14 protein-coding genes are annotated in these 17838 nt (G+C 66.1%); 8 read left to right on the top strand and 6 right to left on the bottom strand.

Annotation, left to right across the window (positions count from 1 at the left end):
* Nucleotides 1-104: 104 nt before the first annotated feature.
* The 4 genes from AB2N08_RS04340 (at nt 105) to AB2N08_RS04325 (ending at nt 7943) form a co-directional block, all read left to right on the top strand.
* Complete coding sequence (locus AB2N08_RS04340) at nt 105-2210, top strand: TonB-dependent siderophore receptor (RefSeq protein WP_367609380.1); 2106 nt, start codon at nt 105-107, stop codon at nt 2208-2210.
* 8 nt (nt 2211-2218) lie between these two features.
* Nucleotides 2219-4861 carry a PepSY domain-containing protein gene (locus AB2N08_RS04335; RefSeq protein WP_367609379.1) on the top strand — a complete coding sequence of 881 codons (2643 nt, stop codon included), beginning with the start codon at nt 2219-2221 and terminating at the stop codon, nt 4859-4861.
* A gap of 42 nt (nt 4862-4903) precedes the next feature.
* Nucleotides 4904-5491, top strand: coding sequence for a nitroreductase family protein (locus AB2N08_RS04330; RefSeq protein ID WP_367609378.1), 588 nt, complete (start codon nt 4904-4906; stop codon nt 5489-5491).
* A gap of 250 nt (nt 5492-5741) precedes the next feature.
* The gene (locus AB2N08_RS04325; RefSeq protein WP_367609377.1) at nt 5742-7943 is read left to right on the top strand and encodes an NADP-dependent malic enzyme; all 2202 of its coding nucleotides are present in this window, start codon (nt 5742-5744) and stop codon (nt 7941-7943) included.
* A gap of 351 nt (nt 7944-8294) precedes the next feature.
* On the opposite strand, the gene AB2N08_RS04320 is transcribed toward AB2N08_RS04325, so the two are convergent.
* A complete protein-coding gene (locus tag AB2N08_RS04320) occupies nt 8295-9188 on the bottom strand; it encodes a LysR substrate-binding domain-containing protein (protein ID WP_367609376.1) in 894 nt (297 codons plus the stop codon).
* A 95-nt stretch (nt 9189-9283) separates the two neighbouring features.
* Between AB2N08_RS04320 and AB2N08_RS04315 the strand changes: the two genes are divergently transcribed.
* Entirely contained in the window at nt 9284-10450 is a 1167-nt protein-coding gene (locus tag AB2N08_RS04315) for a mandelate racemase/muconate lactonizing enzyme family protein (protein WP_367609375.1), read from the top strand.
* Nucleotides 10451-10463: 13 nt separating this feature from the next.
* Here AB2N08_RS04315 and AB2N08_RS04310 read toward each other — a convergent pair whose 3' ends face one another.
* Nucleotides 10464-10946 (bottom strand): RDD family protein, encoded by a 483-nt coding sequence (locus tag AB2N08_RS04310; protein ID WP_367609374.1) that lies wholly within the window; start codon nt 10944-10946, stop codon nt 10464-10466.
* A gap of 78 nt (nt 10947-11024) precedes the next feature.
* The gene (locus AB2N08_RS04305) at nt 11025-12107 is read right to left on the bottom strand and encodes a tartrate dehydrogenase (RefSeq protein ID WP_367609373.1); all 1083 of its coding nucleotides are present in this window, start codon (nt 12105-12107) and stop codon (nt 11025-11027) included.
* 94 nt (nt 12108-12201) lie between these two features.
* On the opposite strand from AB2N08_RS04305, the gene AB2N08_RS04300 reads away from it, so the two are divergent.
* The 3 genes from AB2N08_RS04300 to AB2N08_RS04290 all read left to right on the top strand — a co-directional run bounded on the left by AB2N08_RS04300 (nt 12202) and on the right by AB2N08_RS04290 (nt 14121).
* Complete coding sequence (locus AB2N08_RS04300; RefSeq protein ID WP_367609372.1) at nt 12202-13119, top strand: LysR substrate-binding domain-containing protein; 918 nt, start codon at nt 12202-12204, stop codon at nt 13117-13119.
* Nucleotides 13120-13336: 217 nt separating this feature from the next.
* Nucleotides 13337-13471 carry a hypothetical protein gene (locus AB2N08_RS04295; RefSeq protein ID WP_367609371.1) on the top strand — a complete coding sequence of 45 codons (135 nt, stop codon included), beginning with the start codon at nt 13337-13339 and terminating at the stop codon, nt 13469-13471.
* The gene (locus AB2N08_RS04290; protein WP_367609370.1) at nt 13468-14121 is read left to right on the top strand and encodes a YitT family protein; all 654 of its coding nucleotides are present in this window, start codon (nt 13468-13470) and stop codon (nt 14119-14121) included. The genes AB2N08_RS04295 and AB2N08_RS04290 overlap by 4 nt, the downstream gene beginning before the upstream one ends.
* A gap of 460 nt (nt 14122-14581) precedes the next feature.
* Here the strand turns inward: AB2N08_RS04290 and tssA are convergent, their stop codons facing one another.
* From tssA to AB2N08_RS04275, 3 genes are all read right to left on the bottom strand, one after another.
* Nucleotides 14582-15670 (bottom strand): type VI secretion system protein TssA, encoded by a 1089-nt coding sequence (gene tssA, locus AB2N08_RS04285; RefSeq protein ID WP_367609369.1) that lies wholly within the window; start codon nt 15668-15670, stop codon nt 14582-14584.
* Nucleotides 15671-15766: 96 nt separating this feature from the next.
* Nucleotides 15767-17152 carry a sensor histidine kinase gene (locus AB2N08_RS04280; RefSeq protein ID WP_367609443.1) on the bottom strand — a complete coding sequence of 462 codons (1386 nt, stop codon included), beginning with the start codon at nt 17150-17152 and terminating at the stop codon, nt 15767-15769.
* A gap of 5 nt (nt 17153-17157) precedes the next feature.
* Complete coding sequence (locus AB2N08_RS04275) at nt 17158-17838, bottom strand: response regulator transcription factor (protein WP_367609368.1); 681 nt, start codon at nt 17836-17838, stop codon at nt 17158-17160.

Here is a 17838-nt window from a genome sequence, read left to right as displayed (position 1 = left end):
GATGTGCGCTCGCAGCAAATAACCCGGTAACCCCCCCCATGTTGTTGAAAATGATTCTCATTCAATATAGAATCCGGGATTTCTCATATTAAACTTCGCATACCATGCCTTTGCCCGCCGCACTGCGTCCCTCGCTTCTCGTTATCGCGCTGTGCCAGGCGTTTCCCTTGACGGCAGCGGCGCAGGAACCCGATGAACCAGCGATGCCGGCGGTGCGCGTGACAGCCGTTCGCGCGCAGGGATTCATGCCCAATACGGTGGAAGCCGGCAGCTTTCGCGGCAGCGATGTCATGGACGTGCCGTCGACCGTGAACGTCATCACGCGCGAGGTGCTTGAGTTGCAGGCGGCCGCCGGGCTCTATGACGCAGTGCGCAATACCGCCGGCGTCACGCGCCAGCAAAATGGCGGCGACACCTGGGACCAGTTGGTCATCCGTGGTATCGCCGTCGAGAACCGCACCAATTACCGGCTCAACGGCTCGCTGCCGATCATGAACTTCGGCCAGGTGTCGATGGAGAACAAGGAGCGCGTCGAGGTGCTCAAGGGCGCGACCGCGCTGTATTACGGCTTCACGTCGCCGGCCGGTGTGGTCAACTTCGTCACCAAGCGCGCCGGCAGCGCGCCATTGACCACCGTCGGCGTCAATCTCGACGACAACGGGACGGCGCTGGCCACGCTCGACGCCGCGCACCGCTTCGGCTTTGACAACGCGGTTGGCGTGCGCATCAACGCAGCCGGCGGCACGCTCGGCTCGCACCTCGATGGCGTCGGCAATGGCAATCGCGGGTTCATCGCCGGTGCATTCGACTGGCGCGTGAATGCGCGCGTGCGCCTGCGCGCCGACCTCGAGTACGACAAGCGCCGCGTGACCGAGCAGGCCGGCATCAACCTGCCCCCGGTCGTGGGCGGCGTGATCACGCTGCCGCGCGCAGTCGATCCGCGCCGGCTCGTCGGCCCCGACTGGGCCAGGTTCGAGACGCATTCGCGCAACGCGCAGGTGCGCGCCGACATCGCCCTGAACGACGCCTGGGCGCTGACGCTCGAAGCGGGCCACGCAGAAACGAAGCGCGACCGCGCACTGCCGATCTTCCGCTTCAATAACGCGGCGAGCGTCGCGACCGGGGCGGGCCGCATCACCGGCAATCTGCAGCATGCCGACGTCGATTCGCGCATGCTGCGCGCCGAACTGGCCGGGCAGCTGCGCACCGGGCCCTTGATGCACGACCTGACGATCGGCATGAGCGATACCGACAAGGGCCAGGCGCCGATCTACCAGTCGAACTACACGATCCCCGCGCAGAACCTGTATGCACCACTGCCCGTGACCGATTTCTCGATCGGGGCGCGGCCGGCCGCGCCCACGACCGCGGCGCTCGATTCGCGCGACAAGGGCCTGTACGTGGTCGATCGCATCAGCCTCGGAGCCTGGCAATTCATCGGCGGCGTGCGCCGCGTCGACTACCGCAGCACGCAGGGCGCAAACGACTACGACGTGCGCGAGACGACGCCGATGGCAGCGCTGGTGTACCGCGTGCGTGACGATATCTCGGTGTATGCGTCGGCGGCCGAAGGGCTGGAAGAAGGCGAGGCCGCACCCGCCGGCAGCGCGAACGAAGGCACGCGCATGGCGCCGGGCGTGAGCACGCAGCGCGAAGTCGGGGCGCGCTGGCGCACGGCCGGCGGGCTGCTCACGCAGGCGGCGCTGTTCGACATCGAGCGGCCAGGCTACTACACCAATACCGCCAACGTCTTTACCGCCGATGGCGAGCAGCGCTACCGCGGCCTGGAACTGTCGGCGCAGGGCCGCGTGCTGCGCAGCCTGTCGTGGCAAGGTTCGGCCCAATGGCTCGATCCCACCTTCCGCAACATCAATGCGGCGTACAACGGCAAGCTGCCCGAGAACGCGGCGCGCCGCACCGCCAGCACGTTCCTGGCCTGGGATCTCGCTGCGGTGCCGGGCCTGGCGCTGACCGGCGGCGCGTACTACACCGGCCGGCGACCGGTCAATGACCTGAACCAGGCCTGGCTTGGCGGCACCACCTTGTTCAGCCTGGGCGCGCGCTACGTCGGCCAGTTCGCCGGCAAGCGCACCACGTGGCAACTCAATGTCGACAATGCGGCCGACAAGCGGTACTGGGCCGGCGCCGGCACGCGCCTGAGCGCGGGCTTGCCGCGCCTGGTCAAGCTGTCGATGAAGGTGGCGCTGTGAGCGCGGGCATGGCGGTCGAACGCGCCGTGGCCATCGCAGCGCCGCCAGCTCTCCCGGCTGCGCCGGCACGTGCGTGGCGCAGCTGGCGTTTGCCGTCGCTGCGCGAAGTCTGGTTCCAGCTGCACTGGTTCGTCGGGATCACGGCCGGCACGCTGCTGGCCGTGATCGGCCTGACTGGCGCCATCCTGTCGTTCGAGCACGAATTGCTCGACGTGCTCAATCCCGGCGTGATGACGGTCGACGTCGAAGCGCGCCCGCGCCTGCAGCCCGAGCAACTGCTGCAGGCGGCGCAGCGCGCGCGGCCCGGCGAACGCGTGGTGAGCATCGTGCTGGAGGCTGACCCGGGCAGCACGGCGATGGTGCGCTTCGCGCCGCCGCCGGGCGACAGGCGCGGCCCGGACGTGCGCGTCCATCCGTACAGTGGCGCCGTGCTGCCTGCGCTGCGCTTCGACGCCGCGTTCACCTGGGTCGAGGAACTCCATCGCTGGCTGCTGCTGCCGCGCGCGCCGGGCCGCATCGTGCTCGGCATCCTGGCGCTGTGCCTCGTCGGCCTGGCGCTCAGCGGCCTGTATCTGCGCTGGCCGAAGAAGCTGAGCGACTGGCGCACCTGGCTGACCTTCAACACCAAACTGCGTGGCCGCTCGTTCCTGTGGGCGCTGCACGCGATTGCCGGGACCTGGGCGCTGGTGGCGTACCTGATCGTGGCCGGCACCGGCATCTACTGGAGCTTCGATGTCGTGCGCGACACGGTGCAGGGCTGGGCCGGTAACAAACCTGCCGCCGCCGCCGCACGCACGCAGCCTCAGATGCAGCCGCGAGAACGCAAGCGCGCCGCGGCGCCAAGCGGCCCGACCTCGCTCGATCCGGCCTGGAACACCTTCCTGAAACACGCCCCGAACTGGGCCAACGCCACGATCCGTCTGCCTGAACGCGGCAGCGGCGCCTACCAGCTCACGTGGATTTCGCAGGACGGTCCACACGACCGCGCCCGCAACCGCATGTCCCTGCGCGCCAGCGACGGCGCGCTGCTCAAGGACGAAACTTATGGCGGGCAAGCGCTCGGCCAGCGTGCCCTGAGCACGATTCGCCCCCTGCACACGGGCAGCTACTTCGGCCTGCCGGGGCGGATCATCATGATGCTCGCCAGCCTGGCCTTGCTCGGCTTTGCGATCACCGGCTGGATGCTGTACCTGGGCCGGCGGTGCCAGAAACGCGCGCTGGCGCGCGAACGGGCGCTGGCGATGGCAGGCGCGCCGGGAGTGGCCGGGGGCGGCGCGCCGATCCTGCTGGCGTTCGCCACACAGGGCGGCCAGGCCGAGCAGATCGCGCTGCACAGCGCCGCCGCGCTGCGCGCCGGCGGCCGCGCGGTCGACTTGCGCGCGGTGTCGGCGCTGCAGCCGGCCGAACTGGCCGGCTACGAGCACGCGCTATTCGTCGCCGCGACCTTCGGCGAAGGCGAGGCGCCCGATGCGGCGCGGCGCTTCACGCGCGAGCTGCATGCCGGGCCGCTGGCGCTGGCCGGCTGCAATTACGCCGTGCTGGCGCTCGGCGACCGCAATTATGCGCAGTACTGCGGCTACGGCATTGCCCTCGACGAGCGCCTGGGCGCGCTCGGCGCCACGCCGCTGTTCCCGCGCATCGACGTCGACCAGGGCGACGCCGCGGCGCTTGGCCGCTGGATGCATGCACTGGGTGAGCTGGGCGCCGCCGCAGGCACGACGCTTGCCGCCAACGACGCCGCGCCGATGACCGACTGGCCGCTCGTCGAGCGCACGCTGCTCAATCCCGGCAGCCTCGGCGCGCCGCTGTACGAGATCGTGCTGCAGACGGATGCTGGAACCGAGTGGCAGGCCGGCGACCTGCTCGACGTCGCCGTGCGCCACGCGCCGGCGACCGTCGATGCCTGGCTCGCGGCCAGCGGCCTGGATGGCGCGGTGACCGTCACCTGGCAGGGCCAGGCGCAGGCTTTGTCCGAGGCGCTGGCCTGGAGCGAGCTGCCAGGCGCAGAGCATCCATTCGCCACGCCACAAGACTGCGCGGATGCGCTCAAAACCTCGGCGCCGCGCCGCTACTCCATCGCCGGCATCCCGCAGGATGGCGCATTGACGCTGCTGGTGCGCCAGCAGCGCCACGAGCAGGGGATGGGCCTGGCCTCCGGCTGGCTGACCAAGCACCTGGCTATCGGCGGGATGGTGCGTGCACGCCTGGCGACCAATGCCGGATTCCACGGCCCGCAAGATGAGCGGCCCTGCATCTATATCGGCAACGGCTCGGGCCTGGCCGGCTTGCGCGGTCATTTGCGCAGCCGGGTGCTGGCCGGGCAGCGGCGCAACTGGCTGCTGTTCGGCGAGCGCCAGCGCGAGTTCGACAGCCTGTGCGCGCGCGAAATCGCCGCCTGGCGCATTGACGGCGCGTTGCCTGAACTGGACCTGGTGTTCTCGCGCGACGCGGCGCCCGAGTATGTGCAGGACCGCCTGCGCGCCCGCGCCGACACGCTGCGGGTCTGGGTCGAGCGCGACGCGGTGATCCACGTCTGCGGCAGCCTGCAGGGCATGGCGGGGGAGGTCGATGCGGCGCTGGCGGCCATTCTGGGCGAGGCCGAGCGCGATCGCCTGCTCGACGCGGGCCGCTACCGGCGCGACGTGTACTAGTCCATTCCGGCAGGCCGGCGGCGCTGTGGCTATACTGGCGCCATGCAAACCGACCACCAGGCTGGCGCCGATGAATTCCTGACGATCCTGGCGGCGCGGCGTAACTACACGCTGCGCCGCCTTGCCGCGCCCGGTCCGGACGACGCGGCCCTGCTGCGCATCGTCGAAGCAGGGGCGCATGCGCCCGACCATGGTCTGCTGCGGCCGTGGCGCTTCATCCTGATCCCGCAACACAAGCGGCATCTGCTGGGTGAGGTATTCGCCGCCGCCGTGCTGGCGCGCGATCCGGCCTGCGGCGACGAAGCGCTCGCCACGGCGCACGACAAGGCCCTGCGCGCGCCGTGTTTGCTGGTGGCCGTGCTGCGCGACGAGCCGGGCACCATCGTCCCGACGCACGAAAAACTTGTATCGCTCGGCTGCGCGATCCAGAACATGCTCGTCGCGGGCCAGTTGCTCGGCTTTGCGAGCGGTCTGGCCAGCGGCGCAGCGATGGACTTCGCCGGCATGCGTACCTTGCTGGGGCTGGCCGCGCACGAGCGGGCCATCTGCTTCATCGGCCTGGGCACGGCGTCGACCGTCAAGACGCCGCGCCCGCGACCGGACGCCACGCAATTGTTGAGCAGCCTGTAGCTTGCACACCAACGTATTGCGCTTCTTCGTCGACATCGGCTGGACCGAAGAACGGCCGCTGGGCATCGCGGCCAGGCGCTTCATCTAATTGCTGAATGCACAGCGAAACCGAACGACCGTGCTGAAGCAGACCCGCACGCGATGGTGTCGCTTCGGCTAGAATGTTTGCCCAAGATTGGGGGGATCGTTGCGTGCGCGTGTTTCGCCGCGCCGCCTCCCGCACCGCATCATCAAAAGCTATAGGAAGACCATGAGCACCGACAGCAATCTGAACGAAGCCCAGAACACCCAGCTGCGTATCGACGCGCTGGAATACCACCGCAGCCCGACGCGTGGCAAGATCGAAGTGATCGCCACCAAACCGCTGTCGAACCAGCGCGACCTGTCGCTGGCGTATTCGCCGGGCGTGGCGTACGCCTGCGAAGAAATCGCCGCCGACCCGGCCACCGCGTTCGACTACACCTCGCGCGGCAACCTGGTGGCCGTGATCACCAACGGCACTGCGGTGCTGGGCCTGGGTAATATCGGTCCGCTGGCCGCCAAGCCGGTCATGGAAGGCAAGGGCTGCCTGTTCAAGAAATTCGCCGGTGTCGACGTGTTCGACCTCGAGCTCGACGAGCTCGACCCCGATAAACTGATCGACGCCATCGCGATGCTCGAGCCGACCGTCGGCGGCATCAACCTGGAAGACATCAAGGCGCCGGAATGCTTCTACATCGAGAAGAAGCTGCGCGAGCGAATGAACATCCCGGTCTTCCACGACGACCAGCACGGCACCGCGATCATCTCGACCGCCGCGCTGCTCAATGCGATGAAAGTCGTGGGCAAGGACATCGGCCGGATCAAGCTGGTCGCCTCGGGCGCCGGCGCCGCAGCAATCGCCTGCCTGGACATGATGGTGCTGCTCGGCGTGAAGCAAGAGAACATCTACGTCGTCGACTCGCGCGGCGTGATCTGGCAGGGCCGCGACGCGAACATGGAAGAGAACAAGGCGCGCTACGCGCAGGCGACCGATGCGCGCGTGCTGGCTGACGTCGTCAAGGATGCCGACGTGTTCCTGGGCTGCTCGACCGCCGGCGTGCTGACGGGCGAGATGGTCAAGACGATGGCCGCCAAGCCGGTCATCCTGGCCCTGGCCAATCCCGAGCCAGAGATCCGCCCTGAAGTGGCCAAGGCCGCGCGGCCGGACGTCATCATCGCCACCGGCCGTTCGGACTACCCGAACCAGGTCAACAACGTGCTGTGCTTCCCGTACATCTTCCGCGGCGCGCTCGATTGCGGCGCCACGCGCATCACCGACGAAATGAAGCTGGCCTGCGTGACGGCGATCGCCGAACTGGCTGAAGCCGAAGCGAGCGACGTGGTGGCGCTGGCCTACGAAGGGCAAGACCTGACCTTCGGTCCTGAATACATCATCCCGAAACCGTTCGATCCGCGCCTGTTGGCCGCGATCGCACCGCGCGTGGCCGAAGCGGCCGCCGCATCGGGCGTGGCGACGCGGCCGATCACCGACATGGACGCCTACCGCGACAAGCTCGGTCAGATGATCTATCACACCGGTTTCTTCATGAAGCCAGTGTTCAACAAGGCGCGCGCCGAACTGCGCAAGGTGGCGTATGCCGAAGCGAGCGAGCCGCGCGTGCTGCGCGCGGTGCAGGCCGTGGTCGACGAAGGCATCGCGCATCCGGTGCTGATCGGCGATACGGCGATGCTGCAGCGCGCCATCAAGGACGCCGGCCTGCGCCTGCAGGAAGGCACGCATTACACGGTGATCGCGGCCGAACCGGATACCACGCTGCAGGGTACGCGCCTGCTGGCGGCTGGCACGGTCGATGCGCTCATTTGCGGCATGACCGGCAGCTACGACAGTCACCTGAACCACGTGCGCAACGAAATCGGCGTGGCGCCGGGCGCCGAAGTGCTGGCCGCGATGAACGCGCTGGTGCTCGACAAGCTTACGCTGTTCATCACCGACACGTACGTCAACGAGCAACCGAGCGCGCAAGAGCTGGCCGCGATCACGCGCCTGGCGGCCGAGACGCTGCAGCACTTCGGCCTCGAGCCAAAGGCGGCGTTGCTGTCGCACTCGTCACAGGGCTCGTCCGAGCGCCCATCGGCCAAGCGCATGCGCGAAGCGCGCGCACTGCTGGCCGAACAGGCGCCCGACCTGGCAGTCGTGGGCGAGATCCATGGCGACGCCGCATTGTCGGAAGAAATCCGTGACCTGTACCAGATCGACGCCGGCTACTCGGGCAGCGCAAACCTGCTGGTGATGCCGTCGCTGGACGCTGCCAACATCCTGTTCAATGTGCTCAAGGTCGCAGCCGGCAAGGGCGTGACCGTGGGCCCGATCCTGCTGGGCGCAGCCAAGTCGGTACACATCCTGAGCCCGAGCGCGACCGTGCGCCGCATCGTCAACATGACGGCGCTGGCGGCGGCGGGTGTGAAGTAAGAACGCTGGCGGGGATCGCTTTCTCCGCCAGCCCACGCACGTCGTTCCCGCGCAGGCGGGAACCTAAGTGTCGCCGGCTAGCGGCCTAAAAAGCGCCCTTCGATGAACGTTCGGGCCACGCAAAAGAATGAGCATTCTGTAACTCCACTTGGATTCCCGCCAAGGTGGCCGACGAGGCCGGGAATGACGTGCATACTTTGCGTATAAATATTCCGGACAGCACTGCGCGAAGGCGGGAACCCAAGTTTCATGCGTAGCTACCAGCATCTGCATTAGTGGCAGCGCCGGGTACTTGGGTTCCCGCCTCCGCGGGAACGACGTCTTTGCGTTAACGGGGACTGCGTAAAGTCGTCACGCCCCGAACTGCTCCACCAGAAAATCGATGAACGCGCGCGCCCGCGCCGATTGCCGGCGCTTGCTTGGATAGACGACGAACAGGTCGGCTTCGGGCTGCGCATACCCGGGCAGCACGATCCGCAGCCGGCCGCTCTCGACATACTTCGCCAGATCCCATTCCGAGCGCACCAGGATGCCGTGGCCATCGAGCGCCCAGCCCAGCACGATGTCACCATCGTTACTCGACAGCGCGCCCTCGACCTTTACCGACACACTCCTTCCCTCATGCTCGAGGCGCCAGACGCCGTGCGCATCGTCGTTTTGCCGGTGCACGATGCAGCGGTGGTTGGCCAGGTCGGCCAGCGCCGATGGCGCGCCGTGCCGTTCGAGGTAGCGCGGTGACGCGCACAGCAAGCGCCGGTTCGACATGATGCGGCGCGCCACCAGGCGCTGGTCGGGCAGCTCGCCAAAGCGGATCGCCAGGTCGATCCCGCCCGCCACCAGGTCCACCGGCCGGTCGGTGACGTCGAGCTGCACCTCCACCTGCGGGTAGCGCTGCGCGAAGGTCGACACCAGCGGCGCGATCGCAGTACGGCCAAAGCCAAGTGACGCATTTACCCGCAGCAGGCCGCGCGGTACGGCGCGCGTGCTCGATACGGCTTCATCCATCTCTTGCAGGTCGGCCAGGATGCGGGTGGCGTAGTGCAGATAGGTTTCGCCTTCGGGCGTCAGGCTGCTGGTGCGCGTGGTGCGATTTACAAGGCGCACGCCGAGGCGTTCTTCCAGCTGCGCCAGGCGCTTGGTGGCGGCCGGCGGGGTCAGGTCGAGCGCGCGTGCGGCAGCGCTCAGGCTGCCATGGCGGGCGAGCAGCACAAAGAATTCGAGGGTGGAGGCGAGGTCGTTTTTCACTTTGGGTGAAGAATCATATGAAAGACATTCAATCATAACCGCGTTCACAGCGAATAATCTGGTGACTTCTCCAACAGAACAGAAGAGACACCGCCATGAGAATCGTCGACATCCGCGAGCAGACCGCGCCGATCAGCTCCCCGATCCGCAATGCCTACATCGATTTCAGCAAGATGACGCTGAGCGTGGTCGCCGTAGTGACCGACGTGATCCGCGACGGCAAGCCGGTGATCGGCTACGGCTTCAATTCCAACGGCCGCTATGGCCAGGGCACCCTGATGCGCGAGCGCTTCATCCCGCGTATCCTCGAGGCCGATCCAGCGTCGCTGCAGGACGACACTGGCACGAACCTCGATCCGCACAAGATCTGGCAGGCGATGTTCACCAACGAGAAGCCGGGCGGGCACGGCGAGCGCTCGGTCGCCATCGGCACGATCGACATGGCGGTGTGGGATGCGACGGCCAAGATCGCGGGCGTGCCGCTGTTCCAGTTGCTGGCCGATCGTTATGGCAATGGCCAGCCGGAGCGCCGCGTGTTCGTGTACGCGGCCGGCGGCTACTACTATCCGGGGCAGGACCACGGCAAGCTGAAAGACGAGATGCGCAGTTATCTCGATCGCGGCTACACGGTGGTCAAGAAGAAGATTGGCGGCGACTCGCTCGACGAAGACCTGCGCCGGATCGACTCGATCCTGAGTGTGCTTGGCGATGGGCAGAAGCTGGCGGTCGACGCCAACGGGCGCTTCGACCTGGACACCGCGATCCGCTACGCCAAGGCGCTGTCGCAGTACGACCTGTTCTGGTACGAAGAAGCGGGCGACCCGCTCGACTACGAGCTGCAGGCGACGCTGCGTAACTATTACAAGAACCCGATGGCCACTGGCGAAAACCTGTTCTCGATGCAGGATGCGCGCAACCTGATCCGCCATGGCGGCATGCGCGCCGATCGCGACTGGCTGCAGTTCGACTGCGCGCTCAGTTACGGCCTGGTGGAGTATCTGCGCACGCTCGATATGTTGAAGGAACACGGCTGGTCGGCCAAGCGCTGCATCCCGCATGGCGGGCACCAGATGTCACTCAATATCGCCGCCGGCCTGGGGCTGGGCGGGAACGAATCGTACCCCGACCTGTTCCAGCCTTACGGCGGATTCCCGGATGGCGTGAAGGTCGAGAATGGCCACATCACGATGCCGGATCTGCCGGGGATTGGCTTTGAGGGCAAGGCCGATCTGATTGCGCAGATGCGGCGCCTGACCGAGTGAGCAGGCCCCAGGATCAGGCGCGATTCGATCCGTCGAACTGCACCGGTTGCGTCGTGCCGCCCTTGCGCCGCACGACGACGGTGCCGGCCATCTTGTCGTGCCAGCCTTGCTTGCGCGGATCCCAGCCGACCCAGAAGAAGCCCAGCCCGAGCGGGATGGTGGACACGTAGTAGCCGACGTAGCGGATCACAAACTGGCCCGTGCTCGGCCGTTGGCCCGTGCGCGCATCGACAATGACGGCGCCCACGGCCCGCTTGCCCGGCGTGGTCGAGATCTTGATCCACAAGGCGACGACGACGATGGCCGGGAACACGTAGTTGAAGAATGCGTGCGCCGGGCCCAGGATCAGGTCGGTGCTGCTCCAGTAGGCGCTGCCGTAGATGATGGCCAGCAGCGGCATGATGATGATCAGGAGCAGAACGGTGTCGATGAGGGACGCGCCAACGCGCGCCCAGAAGCCGACGTATTCCAGTTCGGGTGATTCGTGCTGCTGCATGGTGTCCTCGTTCGATTGCACTGATTGGACCCACACAATAGCACTCGCCAGGCGGTGCCGGAAAACGCGGCTGCGGTTTTACATCGCCAGATAGCGCGTGACTGCCTCGCCCACTTCGGTGGTGTTGGCCGTGCCACCCATATCGGGTGTGCGCGGGCCCTCGACCAGGCAGCGTTCGATGGCGCCCAGCATGGCGTCATGCGCGGCGGTGTAGTTGGCATCGCCCTGGCCCAGGAACTCGAGCATCATGGCGCCCGACCAGATCATCGCGATCGGGTTGGCGATGTTCTTGCCGTAGATGTCCGGGGCCGAGCCATGCACCGGTTCGAACAGCGACGGGAAGGTGCGGTCGGGGTTCAGGTTGGCCGATGGCGCGATGCCGATCGTGCCGGTGCAGGCCGGACCGAGGTCAGACAGGATGTCGCCGAACAGGTTCGAGGCCACCACCACGTCGAAGCGTTCCGGCGAGATCACGAAGCGCGCGCACAGGATGTCGATGTGGTACTTGTCCCACTTGACGTCGGCGTACTGGTCGCCCATGGCGGCCACGCGCTCGTCCCAGTAGGGCATCGAGATCGAGATGCCGTTCGATTTTGTGGCCGCAGTCAGGTGCTTTTTCGGGCGGCTCTGCGCCAGGTCGAACGCGTACTTGAGGATGCGATCGGTACCGTGGCGCGTGAAGACCGATTCCTGCAGCACGAATTCGCGGTCGGTCCCTTCGAACATCTTGCCGCCGACGGACGAATATTCGCCTTCGGTGTTTTCGCGCACGACATAGAAATCGATGTCGCCCGGCTTCTTGTTGGCGAGGGGGCAGGGCACGCCGGGCATCAGGCGCACCGGGCGTAGATTGACGTACTGGTCGAACTCGCGCCGGAACTTGAGCAGGGAACCCCACAGCGATATATGGTCGGGCACGATGTCGGGCATGCCGACCGCGCCGAAGAAAATGGCTTCGAAGCCTGCCAGTTGCTGGCGCCAGTCGTCGGGCATCATCTTGCCGTGCTTGACGTAGTAGTCGCAGTCGGCCCATTCGAAGGTGGTGAATTCGAGGTCGATGCCGAAGCGCTTCGCGGTGGCGTCGAGTGCGCGCAGGCCTTCCGGCATGACTTCCTTGCCGATGCCGTCACCGGCGATGACGGCGATCTTGTGGGTCTTCATGGGTGTCTCCTCCTGGTTAGTCTGAATACAGCAAGGATAATGCAAAACGCTGTGTTTATAATGTTGCTTTCCGTGGTGTTAAGGAACACGCAGCGTGAATAGTCTTTTGGAGAATGCCGACCTGCGGGTGTTCGTGACGGTGGCACGCCAGGGCTCGTTCTCTGGCGCCGCGCAGGCGCTGGGGATGTCGGCGGCGTATGTCAGCAAGCGCATCGGGGTGCTCGAAGAGGCGCTGGGCGTGCGGCTGTTCCAGCGCACCACGCGCCGCATCGTGATCACCGAGGATGGCGAAGGGGCGTATGCGCGCGCGCAGGCGATTCTCGACAGCCTGGACGACCTGATCGATGAAGCGTCCGAGCGGCGCCGCGCGCCCAGCGGCCAGCTGCGCGTGTGCAGCAGCTTCGGGTTCGGCCGCAATGTCGTCGCGCCGGCGATCGCCCGGTTGGCGCGCGCGTATCCGGCGCTGCAGATCCGCTTCGAGGTGTTCGATCGGCTGGTCGATCCGGTCGCTGAGGGGTTCGATCTGGATGTGCGGATCGGCGACGAGATCGCGCCGCAGCTGATTGCGCGGCGCCTGATGGTCAATCACCGCATCCTGTGCGCGGCGCCCGGATACCTGGCGCAGCACGGCGCGCCGCGCACGCCGCAGGATCTGACGGGGCATCAGTGCCTGGTGATCAAGGAGCGCGACCATCCGTTCGGTGTGTGGCGGCTGCGCTCCAAACACGGCGAAGAGACGGTGAAGGTGTCGGGCGCGCTGTCGACCAACCATGGCGAGATCGCGCTGCGCTGGGCGCTGGACGGCGCCGGCATCGTGCTGCGCTCGCGCTGGCATGCGCAGCCGTTGCTGGAGACGGGCCGACTGGTGCAGATCCTGCCCGAGTATATGCAAGAGGCCAATGTGTGGGCCGTGTATCCGCAGCGGCTGAGCAATTCGGCGAAGGTACGCGCCTGCGTCGAATTCCTCGAGGGCGAGCTGGCGTCCGGCGGGGCACCGGATACGGGCACGTAACGCGCCGCGACTGCGCACGGCTCGCGTTCGCGCACCGGAGCAGTGCAGCGCACAAGGCATTCTCGCATTCGCGACACGCGGCATTCGCGTGGCTCGACAGTGCGCCGCAACATGGGCGATAATGGCGGGCTGTAGCGCGCCGTAACTCGTGTGTTTGCGTCTTTTAGCCAGACCTGGGCCGCCCGCAGTTTCCCTGCCATCCGATCATCCGAGGACCATGAACTCCAGCCCTACGCTTGCCGATACCGTGTGCGCCGCCGCGCGCCGCCACTTGCCCGCTCGCGTGGTCGATCCGCTCGCGCCGCCGTGCGCGTCGCGGCCTGCTGCTGCATGCGCGATGGTGCGCGCGTGAGTCAGTCGGCCATGTATCCGGGTTCCCCAAGCAAGCCATCCCGCCCGCTCATCGAGGTCAAGCCGCACTCGCTGCTCGATGACGTCTACGGCATCATCGTCGGGGTGCTGTTCGTCGTGATCGGCATCGTGCTGCTGCAGGCGGCAGGGCTGCTGACCGGCGGCGTCGCCGGCATCGCGTTGCTGACGTCTTACTCGACCGGCCTGTCGGTGGGCACGCTGTTCATGCTGATCAACGTCCCGTTCTTCCTGTTCGGTTACTTCTTCATGGGCGCGCGCTTCACGATCAAATCGCTGGCCGGCAGCGCGATGATCATGGGGCTTCTCAAGATCATGCCATTCGTGCTGGTGATCGACCGCGTCCACCCGGCCGTCGCTGCATTGGGCGGCGGTACCTTCTGCGGCATGGGCATCCTGGCGCTGGCCCGCCACGGCGCCGGTGTCGGCGGCACGGGCATCGTCACGCTGTGGCTGCAAAAGCAGTACAACATCAACGCCGGCCGTAGCCAGGTAATGATCGACAGCGTCATCCTGTTGCTGGCCCTGAGCCTGGTCGCACCGCACATGGTTGCCTGGTCGGCCTTGAGCGCCGTCGCCATGAGCGGCATGGTCATGGCCTGGCACCGCGCCGGCCGCTATTTCGGCAGCTAACCCCCAATCAATTACCCAACAATTAGGGTCAGAGTAGAATTATTGGGTAATAGCTTTTAGCAAATGGCGTTTATTGAGCTCCTATGGATGAGCTGCTAAAAATTGCACGAAAATTAGGGTCAGAGTAGATTTGTTTATCAATTGATTTTCAAAAATTGGCAAACAATTCTACTCTGACCCTAATTATTTTTCGCCCGTGATAGCGCTATAGTGGGTTGGGAAATTTCCCCTTTTTCATTCACTTCTCAAGGTCAATTGATTGGCGCTGAACATCCACCTGAATAATCAGGGTCAGAGTCGATTTAATTAGCAATTATTCAAAGTTGTCAAACAAATCGACTCCGACCCCATACTCTGCAGTTGGTCTTGCAAATTAATTGGGGTCAGAGTCGATTTAATAAACAATTGATTAACTGAAGTTGTCAAACAATTCGACACTGACCCTGATGTGAACTGGGGGTTATGGGGGGGTGTTTTTATGCGGGGCGGTTAGCGTGTCGCTGCCGACCATGTCGAAGATGCTGAGTTGGCCGCCCAGGCGGATGAAGAGTTCCTGGTAGAGGGCGCCAGTGGTCATATTGCCCCATTCCACGGCGCGTTTGACCAGGTAGGGCGTCGGGCTGTGCGGTTCGACGCGGGCGAGGTAGGCGGCGGCGGCGGCCAGACAGGCGTAGGCATCGGCGCGGTCGCGGAAGTGGTATGGCTCGGCATTTCCTGCCGCGGCTGGTGCGGGAGCTGGTTCCGTCGGGACGGCTGCCGGTAGCGGGGCACGGGCTTGTTGTTCCGTGCGCAGCATTGTCAGGAAGGCGTTCACTTGGCCTGCCACCGCGTCCAGGCGCGGCGCCGCTGCGCCCAGTCGGTTGTCGAAGGTGCGTTGTGCCAGGGTGATTGTTTCGTGCGCGTCCTCGAGAGCCATTACCCGCTCGGTCAGCATTGCGGCCGGCGTGGCGGTCAGCGCGGCGCGGACGTTGCCGGCGGCGTCATCGTCTCGCGCGGTTTGTTCCCAGTCGGCCCAGGTGTACGTGCGACCGTCGTCCATCATGATCAAAGGCGCCTGGCGCAGCGCCGGGACCAGCTTCTGGTCAAGCCATCGGATGATGTTCGCGCGGGCCTCGGCGTCGTCGTTCTCCAGTTGCGGGTGCAGGTCGGACCAGTAACGTTCGCACAGCACGTGCACGAGCAGCATGCACGGCGCCAGCGCGCTCACGCCGTGTTCGTGGACCTGGGCTTCGCACAGCCACGCCGCCAGTTGCAGGTCCTTGCCCTGGGTGCGCAGCGCGCCGGCGGCCAGGGTGCTGACATGGGGCCAGTCAGACCGCTTCGGTTGCCGCTGCCAGACCCCGCGCGGCAACGCGGATTCGTCGCCCTGGCGCGCTTCGATGATGGCGCGGTAGACGCTCGTCGCACGCGCCGGCAGGCCGGTCGGATTGGCCGGATTGGCCGGGTCCACCGGCGCCGCCAGCGCCTCGAACGCGATGCCGAGGTGGCGCAGGAAGTGGTCGTCGGCGCGCCTGGTCAGGTCGCCGTTTGGTGAAACTGGTTCAGGCATGTGGTTCTCCCGGTAAGGCGGCCCGACGGGGCACCAATCAAGGCCACACTGTAGCGCAAATGCGGCCGGCAGGGTCAGGCGCCGGCAGCAGGCAGGTCAGGCGCTGGCGAGCACCATTGACCCGATACGCAGCGTGGCCCGCAGGCCGGGATGGTTGTCTTCCAGCGTCAGGGTGCCGCCATGCAGCCGCGCCACTGCCGACACCACGCTCAGGCCCAGCCCCACGCCGGGTGTGCCGCGGCTGGCGTCCACCCGGTAGAAGCGCTCGATGACGCGCGTGCGCTCATGCACCGGGATGCCGGGGCCGTTATCAGCCACGACGATCTGCACCGTGTCGGCGTCGATGCGCCGCGCCGAGATCGCGATCGCGCCGCGCACCGGTGCGTACTTGAGCGCGTTGTCGACCATATTGCCCAGCGCTTGCGCCAGCAGCACCGGGTCGCCCACCACATGCAGGTTGTCGGGACCGTCAAAGCCCAGCGCGATGTCCTTCAACTCGGCCACCGGTGCATAGAACTCGGTCACCTCGGCTGCCAGCGCCGCCAGGTCGACGTCGACGAACCCGCCGCGCCGGCTGCCGCTGTCGATTTCGGCCAGCCGCAGCAGGGCGTTGAAAATGCCCATCACGCGGTCGACGTCATCGATCGCCGCATCGATCTCGACGAAGGTTTCATCAGGCGCCGGCCGGGCCACCGATAATTCTTCAAGCCGCGCGCGCAGCTCGGAGAGCGGCGTGCGCAGGTCGTGCGCGATGGCGTTCGAGACGTCCTGCACGCCCGTCACCAGGTGCTCGATCTGGTCGAGCATGCGGTTCACGGTGCGCGTCAGCTGCTGCAGCTCGTCGCCGTCGCCTGGTTCGACCAGGCGATGCGAGAGTTTGCCTTCGATGATCGAGGCCGTGGTGTCGCTGATGCCCTGCATGCGGCCCAGCAGCGCGCGCCGGATCATGATGCCGCCAAGCGCGGCGCTGAGCAGCACCGTGATCGCGCAGCCCAGCAGCCCATATGCGAACAGGCGTTCGAGCTGCTGGAAGCGATCGAGGTTGCTGGCCACGAGCAGCCGGTAGCCGTCTTCCAGCGTCACGCGCACCAGCTCCACACTGCGCGGCACATCGTCGACCACGATCGTCACCCGGCACAGGCCATCGCGGTCCGGCACGCCCTCGGGCCATTCGGGCAGGTTCCCCGCCAGCTTGGCGCCATCGGGCGCGACGAACAGCATGATCTTGCGCACGCCATCGTTCACGCCATGGACCTGGCTGTCGATGGCGGCGGCCAGCGCGGGCGGGCCCTGGCGGATGAACAGGTTGCTCAAGTGCTGGGCGTCGGTCTTGAGCAGCTGGCTGCGCACTTCGCCGATATTGGTATGCCACGCCAACCACAGCGGCGTGGCAAACATCGCCAGCACCAGCAGCGTGACGAAGGCGTAGCCGATCGCGATCGTGCGGGCCGAAAAGCTGGGCAGCTTGAGCATCATGCGCATACCGCTCAAGGCTGGTCGGTCAGCATGTAGCCGGCATTGCGCACCGTGCGCAGCAGGGCGGTGGAAAAGCCGGCGTCGATCTTTTGCCGCAGCTTGCTGATGTGGACATCGATGACATTGGTCTGCGGGTCGAAGTGGTAGTCCCACACATTCTCGAGCAGCATGGTGCGCGTGACCACCTGGTTCGCATGGCGCAGCAGATAGGTCAGCAGCTTGAATTCGCGCGGCTGCAGCGCCACCGGCTTGCCGGCACGCGTGACGCGGTGCGCCAGCATGTCGACACTCAGGTCGCCCAGCGTCATGACGGTTTCCACCGCCTGGCTTTGCGAGCGGCGCAGCAGCGCGTCCAGGCGCGCCAGCAATTCGCCGAACGCGAACGGCTTGGTCAGGTAGTCGTCGCCGCCGGCGCGCAGGCCGCGGATCCGGTCGTCCACCCCATCGAGCGCGGACAGGATCAGGATCGGCACCCGGTTTCCCTGCTGGCGCAGCGCCTCGATGATGGCCAGGCCGTCGATCCCGCCGGGCAGCATGCGGTCCATGACGATCGCGTCATACGGTTCGCTGACAGCGTAGACCATGCCGTCGCGGCCATTCTCGGCATGGTCGACCGTGTGCCCGGCTTCGCTCAGCCCTTTCTTGACGAAGCGCGCGACGCGCTCGTTGTCTTCGACGAGAAGCAGTTTCAC

The sequence above is a fragment of the Massilia aurea genome, assembly GCF_040790145.1.
GTDB classification, from domain to species: domain Bacteria; phylum Pseudomonadota; class Gammaproteobacteria; order Burkholderiales; family Burkholderiaceae_D; genus Telluria; species Telluria aurea_C.
This window is presented reverse-complemented; position numbering and strand designations above follow the sequence as displayed.